Below are 12,671 nucleotides of genomic sequence, written 5' to 3'. Positions count from 1 at the left end.
CACCGGCTCATACAGCCGGTGCTTTTTTCATGAAAAAGACGCTGTACATTCACCGCCCTTTCTCTTTGCACATACGATGAAGAGGAGGATGACACTTAAAAGATCCAGTAACTGTAAAGAAGGTGAACGTTTCAGATGTTAACCGGATTGACAATTGCGATCATTGGCGGTGACGCAAGACAGCTTGAGATTATAAGAAAGCTGACAGAACAGCATGCCGATATTTATCTTGCAGGGTTTGACCAATTGGATGACGGTTTTACAGGAACCGTCAAATGCAAAATCGATGAGATTCCCTTTCAAAAAATAGACAGTATCATCCTGCCCGTATCGGCAACGACCGGAGAAGGCGTTGTTTCCACGGTTTTTTCAAATGAAGAAGTGGTATTAAAGCAGAGCTATCTTGAGCGGACACCGGAGCATTGCGTCATTTATTCAGGCATCTCCAACGCGTATCTTGAGGGGATCGCCAGCGAAGCCGGCCGCAAACTTGTGAAATTATTTGAACGGGACGATATCGCGATATTCAACTCGATTCCCACTGTTGAAGGAACAATCATGATGGCGATTCAGCATACGGATTATACCATTCACGGATCAAATGTCGCCGTTCTCGGCATGGGGCGCACCGGTATGACGATCGCCCGGACGTTTGCGGCGTTAGGGGCGAAGGTAAAAGTGGGCGCGCGGAGTTCGGCTCATTTGGCCCGTATAACGGAAATGGGGCTTTCTCCTTTTCAACTTGAAGAGCTTACTGAACATGTAAATGATATTGATATCTGCATTAACACCGTACCGAGCTTGATTCTGAATCAAAGCGTTTTATCGCGCATGACGCCGAAGACCTTGATTTTGGATTTAGCATCCCGTCCGGGCGGAACGGATTTCAAATATGCTGAAAAACAAGGCATTAAAGCGCTGCTTGCTCCGGGTCTTCCGGGAATTGTGGCCCCGAAAACAGCCGGACAGATTATTGCGAACGTATTGAGCAAGCTTTTGGCAGACTTAAAGAAAGAGGGGAAATAACCATGTCTCTGAAAGGGAAAAGAATCGGATTCGGATTAACCGGCTCGCATTGCACATATGAGGAAGTTTTTCCGCAAATAGAGGCGCTTATCAGTCAAGGAGCTGAAGTCCGGCCGGTCGTGACATCAACCGTTCAATCGACCGATACCCGCTTTGGGGAGGGGGGAGATTGGGTCAGAAAAATTGAAGAAGCAACAGGCTTTGAGGCGATTGATTCCATCGTAAAAGCGGAGCCTCTCGGGCCGAAACTTCCGCTCGACTGCATGGTCATCGCCCCTTTAACCGGAAATTCAATGAGCAAACTCGCAAATGCGATGACTGACAGCCCCGTCCTTATGGCTGCGAAAGCCACGATCCGCAACGGCCGCCCGGTCGTGCTCGGAATTTCGACAAACGACGGACTCGGTTTAAACGGAACGAATTTAATGAGGCTGATGTCCGCAAAAAACATATATTTCATCCCGTTCGGCCAGGACGACCACGTGAAAAAACCGACATCGCTCGTCGCCAGAATGGATCTCCTTCCGATTACGGTAGAAAAAGCTCTTTTGCACCAGCAAGTTCAGCCGGTGCTCGTACACCATCATGAATAAAAAATCATGATGACAGAAAATCATTCCGGAATAAAAAAATTCGGTCAATCCGTGACTATTCTATGGTAAAATAAAACGTAAAATGCAAAGTCAATTCAACAAATGATGCTTAATTGGCGGAAGGAGTTTTACAGATGGGAAGAGGATTACACGTAGCAGTTGTCGGAGCGACGGGAGCCGTAGGACAGCAAATGCTGAAAACACTGGAAGACAGAAACTTTGAAATCGAAACACTCACACTACTATCCTCAAAGCGTTCTGCTGGTACGAAAGTAACGTTTAAAGGCGAAGAATATACAGTGCAGGAAGCTGTTCCTGAAAGCTTCGAAGGCGTTCATATCGCGTTATTCAGCGCCGGCGGAAGCGTATCACAAAGCTTGGCGCCTGAGGCTGTAAAACGGGGAGCCATCGTGATTGACAATACCAGCGCATTCCGGATGGACGAAAATACACCGCTCGTGGTGCCTGAGGTGAACGAAGGTGATCTGCACAAACATAACGGCATTATCGCCAACCCTAACTGTTCAACGATTCAGATGGTGGCTGCGCTTGAACCGATCCGCAAAGCGTACGGTTTGAAAAAAGTCATTGTATCTACTTACCAAGCTGTGTCCGGGGCCGGCAATGAAGCGGCGAAGGAATTGTACAGCCAGACAAAGGCGATTTTAAACAATGAACCTGCAGAACCGTCCATTATGCCGGTTAAAGGCGACAAAAAGCATTATCAAATCGCATTTAACGCCATTCCGCAAATTGATAAATTCCAAGATAACGGCTATACGTTTGAGGAAATGAAAATGATTAATGAAACGAAAAAAATCATGCATATGCCGAAGCTGGAAGTGGCTGCGACATGTGTCAGACTGCCGATTGAAACAGGGCACTCAGAATCTGTTTACATTGAGCTTGACCGTGATGACGCAACCGTTGAAGATATTAAACAGCTTTTAAAAGAAGCTCCGGGTGTTACGCTTCAGGATGATCCGGCGGAGCAGCTTTACCCGATGCCTGCTGATTGCGTCGGCAAACGCGATGTATTTGTAGGAAGAATCCGTAAAGATTTGGACAGAGCAAACGGTTTTCATTTGTGGGTTGTTTCTGATAACCTGTTAAAAGGCGCCGCTTGGAACTCAGTTCAAATCGCGGAAAGCCTGCAAAAACTGAACCTCGTATAAAACAAACGTATTTTCTATAGGCGAACAGAAGAGAGTAAGGCTCTGCCTGCTCTCTTCTGTTACGTCAGACTAATTTGGAGTGAAAATAGTGAAGATCATTGTTCAAAAATTCGGCGGAACATCCGTAAAAGATGACAAAGGCCGCAAGCTTGCGCTAGCACACATTAAAGATGCCATCAGTGAAGGTTATAAAGTTGTTGTTGTCGTATCGGCGATGGGAAGAAAAGGAGACCCGTACGCGACAGATTCTTTAATCGGGCTCCTTTACGGCAGCCAGTCCGACATTTCTCCGAGAGAGCAGGATATGCTTCTGTCTTGCGGAGAAACGATTTCGTCCGTTGTTTTTTCCAGCATGCTGAAGGAAAACGGCATAAAAGCCGCAGCTTTAACAGGAGCCCAGGCCGGCTTTTTAACCAATGCCCAGCATACTGACGCCAAAATTATAGAAATGAAAACAGAGCGGCTTTTCGCTGCACTCGCCAGCCATGACGCTGTCGTTGTCGCGGGATTTCAGGGAGCGACTGAAAAAGGCGACACGACGACGATCGGCAGAGGAGGAAGCGATACTTCAGCAGCGGCGCTCGGCGCGGCGGTAGATGCTGAGTTTATCGACATTTTTACGGACGTGGAAGGCGTTATGACAGCCGATCCGAGAATCGTGGAAAATGCTAAGCCGCTTCCGAACGTCACATATACGGAAATCTGCAACCTTGCCTATCAAGGCGCGAAAGTCATTCATCCGCGCGCGGTGGAAATCGCCATGCAGGCAAAGGTGCCGATCCGCGTGCGCTCCACTTATTCAAAAGACAAAGGCACTTTGGTGACGTCCCATCATTCGTCTAACATCGGCAGCGATGTATTCGAACGGCTGATCACGGGGATCGCCCATGTGAAAGATGTGACGCAATTTAAGGTTCCCGCCAAAATGGGGCAATACAACGTTCAGACTGAAGTCTTTAAAGCAATGGCAAATGCCGGAATCAGCGTAGATTTCTTTAACATTACGCCGAGTGAAATCGTATATACCGTAGCCGGCAGTAAAACGGAAGCCGCGCGCAGCATTTTGGCTGAATTAGGATATGAGCCGACAGTGACGGAAAGCTGTGCGAAAGTGTCAGCGGTCGGCGCCGGAATAATGGGTGTTCCGGGTGTCACGTCTAAAATCGTCTCCGCACTTTCTGATAAAGGCATTCCGATTCTGCAATCTGCCGACAGCCATACGACGATCTGGGTGCTCGTTCATGAAAAAGATATGGTAACGGCCGTAAATGCGCTGCATGAAGTGTTTGAACTTTCAAAGTAAATGTGATTGAATCATGATGAGGTGAAAAAAATGAATGTCGGAAATATATCTACAGCGATGATTACCCCCTTTGACAGTAAAGGGAATGTAGACTTTCAAAAACTGTCTACATTAATCGACTATTTGTTGAAAAACGGCACGGATTCTTTAGTCGTCGCAGGCACGACCGGCGAATCTCCGACACTTTCAACGGAAGAAAAAATTGCACTCTTGGAATTTACAGTCAAAGAAGTGAACGGACGCGTGCCTGTTATTGCGGGTACGGGAAGCAACAATACGAAAGACTCCATTAAACTGACAAAAAAAGCTGAAGAAGCCGGCGTCGATTGCGTTATGCTTGTCACGCCGTATTATAATAAGCCTTCCCAAGAGGGGATGTACCGTCATTTTAAAGCCATTGCGGAAGAAACGTCTCTTCCTGTGATGCTTTACAACGTGCCGGGCAGAACGGTCGCTTCGCTTGCGCCGGAAACGGCCATCAGACTTGCGGAGATACCGAATATCTCTGCGATTAAAGAAGCGAGCGGCGATCTTGATGCCATTACGAAAATCATTGCCGAAACACCGGAAGATTTTTACGTCTATTCAGGTGATGACGGGTTAACGCTTCCTATTCTCGCAGTCGGCGGAAGAGGAGTCGTGTCAGTGGCCAGCCATATCGTAGGTTCTGACATGCAGCAGATGATTAAAAACTATACGAACGGGCAGACGGCAACCGCGGCACTGATTCATCAGAAGCTTCTGCCGATCATGAAGGAGCTCTTTAAAGCGCCTAATCCGGCTCCGGTCAAAACGGCGCTACAGCTGAAAGGCCTTGATGTCGGATCTGTGCGTCTTCCTCTTATCCCGCTGAATGAAGATGAACGTCTGAGCCTGAGCAGCGTCATCAGCGAACTGTAAGAAAAAATTTATACAGTTAAAATACGCGGTCATTCTCATTTTTATCGTGAGTTTGACCGTTTTGTATACATATTGGTTTTCCCTAAACCTTCCGCTTCTTCTTGTTTTCTAAAATTGATATCAGTTATAATAGGAACAAGTGATGATGGACGGGTATGAGACTAGGAGGATACAGATTTTGAAAAAGAAAAATACAGAAAACGTCAGAATTATCGCCCTTGGCGGCGTCGGAGAAATTGGGAAGAACCTATATGTCATTGAAATTGACTCAGACATATTTGTAGTGGATGCAGGGCTGATGCACCCTGAAAATGAAATGCTCGGTATTGATGTCGTCATTCCGGATATTTCCTACTTAGTAGAACGGGCTGACCGCGTGAAGGCCATCTTTCTGACACACGGGCACGATGAAAACATCGGAGGCGTCTTTTATTTATTGAACAAGCTGTCGGTGCCGGTATACGGAACGAAGCTTACGCTTGCATTACTGAGAGAAAAACTCAAGCAGTACGGGCATAATCGAAAAGCTGATTTGCGTGAAGTTCACTCTAAATCAGTCATTACATTTGAATCAACGAAAGTATCGTTCTTTAAAACGATTCACAGTATTCCGGATTCAGTGGGAGTCAGCTTCAAAACATCACTTGGCTCTATTGTATGCACGGGAGACTTTAAATTTGACCAGACGCCTGCTTATCACCAATCATGTGATATTGGCGAAATTGCCAAAATCGGAAACAGCGGCGTGCTCGCCCTGCTTTCTGACAGCGCCAATGCGGAGCGCCCGGGGTATACTCCGTCAGAAGCATATGTAAGCGGTGAAATTTCCGATGCGATGAACAATTCAGAAAACCGTGTCATCATTGCTGTATTCGCGTCTAATATCAACCGGATCCAGCAAGTGATACAGGCTGCCGTCCAGAACGGCCGCAAACTTGCAATCGCCGGAAAAAATCTGCAAAACGTGCTTCAGCTTGGGCGCAAGCTCGGCTATATTGAAGCCGAAGATGAAATGTTTATTCCTGTGCAGGATGTGAAAAAATATCCGAAGCGGGAAGTGGCAATTGTTACAGCCGGAAGCCATGGTGAGCCGCTGGCCGCTCTTACGCGGATGGCCAAGCAGGCGCACAAGCAGCTTAACATTGAAGAAGGAGACACCGTTGTCATTGCATCAACACCGATTCCGGGGCATGAATTGATATATTCCAAAACCGTCAACCTGCTTGCCCGAGCCGGCGCTCAAGTCATTTTCGCCCAAAAACGCGTGCATGTGTCCGGTCACGGTTCGCAGGAAGAATTGAAACTCATGCTTAATTTGCTGAAACCGAAATATTTAATTCCGGTTAACGGTGAATTCAGAATGCAAAAAGCGCATTCCAAAATCGCAGAAGAGATCGGCATGAAACGCAGCGACATTTTCTTGATTGAAAAAGGTGACGTCGTTGAATTCCGCGGCCAGAATGTGAAAATCGGGGATAAAGTCACGTACGGAAACGTGTTGATTGACGGCCTCGGAGTCGGCGACATCGGCAACATCGTGCTGAGAGACCGCCGCTTATTATCACAAGACGGCATTCTCATCGTCGTGATCTCACTCGATAAGCAGAAAAAGAACCTCGTATCAGGTCCTGAGATCATTACGCGCGGTTTCGTATATGTCAGAGAATCAGAAGGTTTAATTGTACAAGCTACTGAGCTCGTCCGCTCTATCGTGACTGAAGCGACGGAAACATCTGCCGTAGAATGGTCCACGCTGAAACAAGCAATGCGTGATGCGCTGAATCAATTCCTTTATGAAAAAACAAAACGCAAGCCGATGATCATTCCGATCATTATGGAAGTATAATGTATACACAGCCGGAGTGCATGATGCTCCGGCTTTGTTTTTGTTCATGTCCCGGATGGAAATCATCATCTTTGTTCATAATACAAAGAGACATTCGGAAAGGGTGAAAGATAAAATGGATCATCGTATGGAAAACACCGAAGAACAGCAGCCCGAAAAATCAGATGCGAAAGACAGCATTATGAGCAAAATTCAGCAGCTGGGAGAGACATCTCTGCCGCAAATGTCCCAAGATACCAATATTCACTGCCTGACGATCATCGGCCAAATTGAGGGGCACGTCCAACTCCCGCCGCAAAATAAAACAACCAAATATGAACACGTCATTCCGCAAATCGTCGCCATTGAGCAAAATCCGAAAATCGAAGGACTTCTGATCATCTTAAACACCGTCGGAGGCGATGTGGAAGCGGGGCTTGCGATTGCGGAAATGCTCGCATCCTTATCAAAACCGACCGTCTCAATCGTACTCGGCGGGGGACACTCGATAGGTGTGCCGATCGCCGTGTCATGTGATCATAGTTTTATCGCGGAAACAGCGACTATGACCATTCACCCCGTTCGGCTTACAGGTCTGGTTATCGGGGTTCCGCAAACATTTGAATACTTGGACAAAATGCAGGAGCGGGTCGTCAACTTTGTGACCCATCATTCAAATATTTCCGAAGAAAAATTCAAAGAGCTGATGTTTTCAAAAGGAAACTTAACCAGGGACATCGGGACGAACGTAGTCGGGAAAGATGCGGCTGATTACGGATTAATTGATGCCGTGGGCGGCGTCGGACAGGCGATAAAAAAGCTGAATCAGCTGATTGAGGAACGAAAGGGCGAGGAAGGAAGGATGATTCAATGATCCTTTATACCGTCATGCCCCAAGAAGTCGTTTACGGTCAGGATATAGAGCAAAGCGTGCATGAACAGGTAGATTACGCCGGCGTGCCGCTGCTAGTTGAGATGAAGGGAAATAAAGCTGAAGTCGTACAGATTTTAAGTACGAACCCGATGGATTTCTTGAATCCGGACATCGCTCCGGGACAAAAAATCAAGCTGAAAATCTAACCGGCATTCAGTCCGTTTCTCGGGGGCAAAATATGCTATAATAGGGGAATCCTACAGAAAAATGCAGCCGGCAAAAGGCTGCTTTTCTTCATGATGTATGATTTTACATTTTTTAACGCAGTAAGGTGATGAGTGTGGCAAAGAAAAAACGGAAATCTAAAAAGAAACAAGAGAGTAAGCTCAATCTAAAATACGAACTAAGCGGACTGCTCTGTGTTGCAATCTCGATTATTGCTGTTTTGCAGCTCGGCGTTGTGGGACAGACATTTGTGTACTTGTTCCGTTTTTTTGCCGGAGAGTGGTTTGTTTTATGCTTAATTGCGCTCTTCCTTCTCGGAATTTCGCTGTTTTGGAAAAAGAAGAGTCCAAGCCTTTTAACGAGAAGAAAGGCAGGGATGTACTGTATTATCGCCAGTATATTGCTGCTGTCTCACGTGCAGCTCTTTAAAAATCTGTCTCATCACGGGTCGATTCGGTCGGCAAGTGTCATCGGCAACACGTGGGAGCTGTTTATGATTGACATGAAACAGCAGGCTGCTTCCCCTGATTTGGGCGGCGGCATGATCGGCGCGGTACTGTTTGCAGCTTCCCACTTTTTATTTGCATCAACGGGTTCACAGATCATGGCGATCGTGCTGATCTTAATGGGGCTGATTCTTGTAACGGGCCGTTCACTGCAGGAAACGCTCAAAAAGTGGACGAGCCCCGTCGGCCGGTTTATCCGCAGTCAATGGCAGGCATTTCTTGAGGATATGAAAACGGTCAGAACGAACATGTCTTCGCCGAAAACAAAAACAAAATCGGGCAAAAAACAAAAACGGGTTCAAAAGAAAAAAGAAGAGCCTGAACCGGAGGAAGAGGATGAGGAAATCATTTCGCCGATCATCCATTCAGAGCCGATTATTTCAAGCTTTTCAGACCGTCAGGAAGAGCCCGCCGAACCGCTGATTCCGGAAAAAACGCAGGAGGCTGCACAAGCGGCAAAAGATGAGCCTTCCGGCGGCGCTCAAGACAGTGGCGAAACGGCTGCGGCTCCGCCGATGACGTTTACAGAGCTTGAAAATAAAGATTATCAAATGCCTTCATTGGACATACTGGCTGACCCGAAACATACCGGCCAGCAGACCGATAAGAAAAACATTTACGAGAATGCAAGAAAACTCGAACGGACTTTTCAAAGCTTCGGCGTAAAGGCGAAAGTGACGCAGGTTCATCTCGGTCCGGCGGTCACAAAATATGAGGTGTATCCGGACGTCGGGGTCAAAGTCAGTAAAATCGTGAATCTGAGCGATGACCTCGCGCTCGCGCTTGCCGCGAAGGATATCCGGATCGAAGCGCCGATTCCGGGTAAATCGGCAATCGGCATCGAGGTGCCCAATGCTGAAGTTGCGATGGTTTCGTTAAAAGAAGTGCTTGAATCCAAGCTCAATGACAAGCCGGACGCGAAGCTTCTGATCGGCTTGGGACGAAATATTTCCGGGGAAGCCGTGCTTACCGAACTGAACAAAATGCCCCATCTGCTCGTAGCGGGGGCAACGGGAAGCGGAAAAAGCGTCTGTGTCAACGGTATTATTACGAGCATTCTGATGAGGGCCAAACCGCATGAAGTGAAGATGATGATGATTGACCCGAAAATGGTTGAGCTGAATGTGTATAACGGCATTCCTCATCTGCTTGCGCCGGTCGTGACAGATCCGAAAAAGGCCTCGCAGGCTTTGAAAAAGGTCGTCAATGAGATGGAGCGCCGCTATGAGCTGTTCTCCCATACGGGTACGAGAAATATAGAAGGCTATAACGATCATATTAAGCGGTCAAATGCCGAAGAAGAAGTCAAGCAGCCTGAGCTGCCGTACATCGTCGTCATCGTTGACGAGCTTGCCGATCTGATGATGGTCGCTTCTTCCGACGTGGAAGATTCAATTACGAGACTTTCACAGATGGCGCGGGCGGCGGGAATTCATTTGATTATCGCGACACAGCGGCCTTCAGTCGACGTTATTACCGGTGTTATTAAAGCCAACATCCCGTCAAGAATCGCCTTCAGTGTCTCATCTCAGACCGATTCACGGACGATTTTAGACATGGGCGGCGCTGAAAAGCTTCTGGGGCGCGGAGACATGCTGTTTCTGCCTGTAGGCGCAAATAAGCCGGTGCGTGTGCAAGGGGCATTCTTATCCGATGAAGAGGTTGAGCATGTCGTTGATCATGTCATTACGCAGCAAAAAGCGCAGTACCAAGAAGAGATGATTCCGGAAGAAGTTTCGGAAACACACAGTGAAGTAACGGATGATCTCTATGACGAAGCGGTCGATTTGATTATCGGCATGCAGACGGCATCAGTCTCCATGCTCCAAAGGCGGTTCAGAATCGGATATACGAGAGCTGCCCGTCTGATTGACGCAATGGAGGAACGGGGCGTCGTCGGGCCGTATGAAGGAAGCAAACCGAGGGAAGTACTATTATCTAAGGAACAATATGATGAGCTCTCTTCTTAAAAAGGAGAGAGTTTTCACTGAAAATGATATCACCCAAAATCATTCCTATTTATTTTTTTATTAAAACATGATATAGTTGTCCCAATTGTTCAATAATTTATGAAAGTGGTTTACGGAGGGGAAACATGTCTACAAAAGCTGACAATCGTCACTTGTATCTAAAAGTGATTGAGCGAATCAAAGAGGATATACAAAACGGAATTTACACCGAAAAGGAAAAGCTTCCTTCTGAATTTGAGCTTTCAAAATCAATGGGTGTCAGCCGGGCAACTCTGCGTGAAGCTTTGCGTATCCTTGAAGAGGAGCATGTGATTATCAGAAGGCACGGTGTGGGCACTTTCGTCCATACAAAACCGCTGTTTCTTTCAGGTATTGAACAGCTCAACAGCGTGACGAAAACGATTCAGCAGGCGAACATGGTGCCGGGTACGATTTTTTTGTCGTCTCAGGTCATCACGCCGTCTGATGAAGATATCGCTAGATTCCGGCTTGAGCCTGAGCAGGAGCTTTTTTATTTGGAACGCGTGAGAACGGCAAGCGGCACTCCGGTCGTTTACTGTTTAGATACGATTCCGATGCACATTCTGCCGAATTCTTTCTGTCATGAACAGGAGTCTATTTTTGATCTTTTGGAAAAAAACTCCGGGTCTGTAATCAGCTATGCCGTTGCTGATATCGAACCGATCGGATATCACGATACGATTTCACCGGTTTTGGAATGCGAGCCGGAGACGGCGCTTTTATTGCTGAAGCAAACCCACTATAATCAGAATGATGAACCTGTGCTGTATTCATTAAATTATTTCCGGGCTGATAAGTTCAGTTTTCATGTTGTAAGAAAACGTTTTTAAGACAGACGCGTCATGTGTCTGTTTTTTTATTTGCCGTTTCAGTACATACTTTGTTTTCTGCAAGGCACAATAAAACAGGAAACAACCAAGTATAGTGAATGGGTGAATAAGTTGAGTAAGAAGAAAAATGGAACGAAAAATATCATTGCTCTGGCTTCTGTACCGCTCGTGATGACACTCGGGAATTCCATGCTGATTCCTGTGCTTCCGATGATTGAAAAGAAGCTGTCCATATCGTCTTTTCAAGTATCGTTAATTATAACGGTCTATTCGATTGTGGCGATTATTTGTATTCCGATTGCCGGATATCTGTCCGATAAATTCGGAAGAAAAAAGGTTCTTCTGCCTTGTCTTCTCATAGCCGGTGCGGGCGGAGCGCTTGCCGCGATAGCTTCCACCGCGTTCAAGCATCCTTATCCCATTATCTTGGCGGGGCGGGTGCTGCAGGGAATCGGTTCGGCAGGGGCGGCTCCTGTAGTGATGCCGTTTATCGGTGATTTATTCAAAGGGGATGATGAGCGGATTACCGCGGGGCTCGGCGATATTGAGACGTCTAACACTGCCGGGAAAGTAATAAGCCCGATTCTCGGTTCGCTCTTGGCTGCATGGTTTTGGTTTATGCCATTTTGGTTCATTCCGTTTTTTTCGCTCATCAGTTTTTTTCTCGTATTGTTTTTGGTGGCAAAGCCGGAGGAACAAAAAGAAGCGCCTTCTATTTCCGAATTTGTGAAAAATGTCGGCCGCATATTTAAGCGTGACGGACGCTGGCTCTTTACGGTTTTTATCATCGGCTGCGTGATTATGTTTTTGCTGTTCGGGGTTCTTTTTTATTTATCAGACTCACTGGAGAAGAAATACGGCATTGACGGTGTGGCTAAAGGAGCGCTTTTGGCAATCCCGCTTTTATTTCTATCCGTCAGTTCATATATAGCAGGCAGGAAAATCGGAAAAGACCAAGGCAAAATGAAGTTTTGCATCGTTTTCGGAATGAGTGCCGTGACACTGTCGTTTATCGGCCTATGGTGGAATCACAGTTTTTATTTATTATTTATCTTTTTGTGTGTCAGCGGTATCGGTATCGGAATGGCATTGCCGGCTTTAGACGCTGTCATCACAGAAGGCGTAGACAACGAGGAATCGGGAACCATTACCTCATTTTATAACAGCATGCGGTTTATCGGAGTAGCGGCGGGACCGCCGATCTTTGCTGCCCTGATGTCAAATGCGGGCTGGCTGATTTTTATTTTATCCGCTTTTTGCGGCATTGTGTCTGTATTTTTAGCGCTGTTAAATATCTCATCACAAGCAAAAGAAAAAAAGGAATCATTAAAGACGGTGTAATCTGCACTGTCTTTTTTTATTTTATTTTGAAGATTGACATGATACCGTCAAGTCGTTATCCTTTTTAATAGTTAAACATATT

General features: G+C 46.6%; 11 protein-coding genes. All 11 read left to right on the top strand.

Annotated features, from left to right (window positions below; all coding sequences use genetic code 11):
- Positions 1–135 precede the first annotated feature (135 nt).
- The 11 genes from dpaA (at position 136) to bcbE (ending at position 12,589) form a co-directional block, all read left to right on the top strand.
- Complete coding sequence (gene dpaA / locus AC3WTF_RS00925; protein ID WP_007409808.1) at positions 136–1,026, top strand: dipicolinic acid synthetase subunit A; 891 nt, start codon at positions 136–138, stop codon at positions 1,024–1,026.
- A gap of 2 nt (positions 1,027–1,028) precedes the next feature.
- Entirely contained in the window at positions 1,029–1,619 is a 591-nt protein-coding gene (gene dpaB, locus AC3WTF_RS00920; RefSeq protein ID WP_007409809.1) for a dipicolinate synthase subunit B, read from the top strand.
- Positions 1,620–1,753: 134 nt separating this feature from the next.
- A complete protein-coding gene (gene asd, locus AC3WTF_RS00915) occupies positions 1,754–2,794 on the top strand; it encodes an aspartate-semialdehyde dehydrogenase (protein ID WP_003154169.1) in 1,041 nt (346 codons plus the stop codon).
- An 88-nt stretch (positions 2,795–2,882) separates the two neighbouring features.
- A complete protein-coding gene (gene dapG / locus AC3WTF_RS00910) occupies positions 2,883–4,097 on the top strand; it encodes an aspartate kinase (protein WP_003154168.1) in 1,215 nt (404 codons plus the stop codon).
- 30 nt (positions 4,098–4,127) lie between these two features.
- Positions 4,128–4,997: a 4-hydroxy-tetrahydrodipicolinate synthase gene (gene dapA, locus AC3WTF_RS00905; RefSeq protein ID WP_492314158.1), complete on the top strand. Its 870-nt coding sequence runs from the start codon at positions 4,128–4,130 to the stop codon at positions 4,995–4,997.
- A gap of 178 nt (positions 4,998–5,175) precedes the next feature.
- Positions 5,176–6,843 carry a ribonuclease J2 gene (gene rnjB / locus AC3WTF_RS00900; RefSeq protein WP_007409811.1) on the top strand — a complete coding sequence of 556 codons (1,668 nt, stop codon included), beginning with the start codon at positions 5,176–5,178 and terminating at the stop codon, positions 6,841–6,843.
- A gap of 115 nt (positions 6,844–6,958) precedes the next feature.
- Complete coding sequence (locus AC3WTF_RS00895; RefSeq protein WP_003154162.1) at positions 6,959–7,696, top strand: ClpP family protease; 738 nt, start codon at positions 6,959–6,961, stop codon at positions 7,694–7,696.
- Positions 7,693–7,902, top strand: coding sequence for a YlzJ-like family protein (locus AC3WTF_RS00890; RefSeq protein ID WP_492314157.1), 210 nt, complete (start codon positions 7,693–7,695; stop codon positions 7,900–7,902). The genes AC3WTF_RS00895 and AC3WTF_RS00890 overlap by 4 nt, the downstream gene beginning before the upstream one ends.
- A 134-nt stretch (positions 7,903–8,036) precedes the next feature.
- Positions 8,037–10,397, top strand: a complete 2,361-nt coding sequence (locus AC3WTF_RS00885) for an FtsK/SpoIIIE family DNA translocase (protein ID WP_335536217.1) — start codon at positions 8,037–8,039, stop codon at positions 10,395–10,397.
- Between the two features lie 125 nt (positions 10,398–10,522).
- Entirely contained in the window at positions 10,523–11,248 is a 726-nt protein-coding gene (locus tag AC3WTF_RS00880) for a GntR family transcriptional regulator (RefSeq protein WP_007409813.1), read from the top strand.
- Positions 11,249–11,359: 111 nt separating this feature from the next.
- Complete coding sequence (bcbE, locus tag AC3WTF_RS00875; RefSeq protein ID WP_007409814.1) at positions 11,360–12,589, top strand: bacillibactin exporter BcbE; 1,230 nt, start codon at positions 11,360–11,362, stop codon at positions 12,587–12,589.
- The last annotated feature ends 82 nt before the right edge of the window (positions 12,590–12,671 follow it).

The sequence above is a fragment of the Bacillus sp. EB106-06-01-XG163 genome (genome assembly GCF_058791615.1).
Note: the sequence above shows the minus strand (reverse complement) of the source record. Positions and strands in the feature narration are given on the sequence as shown.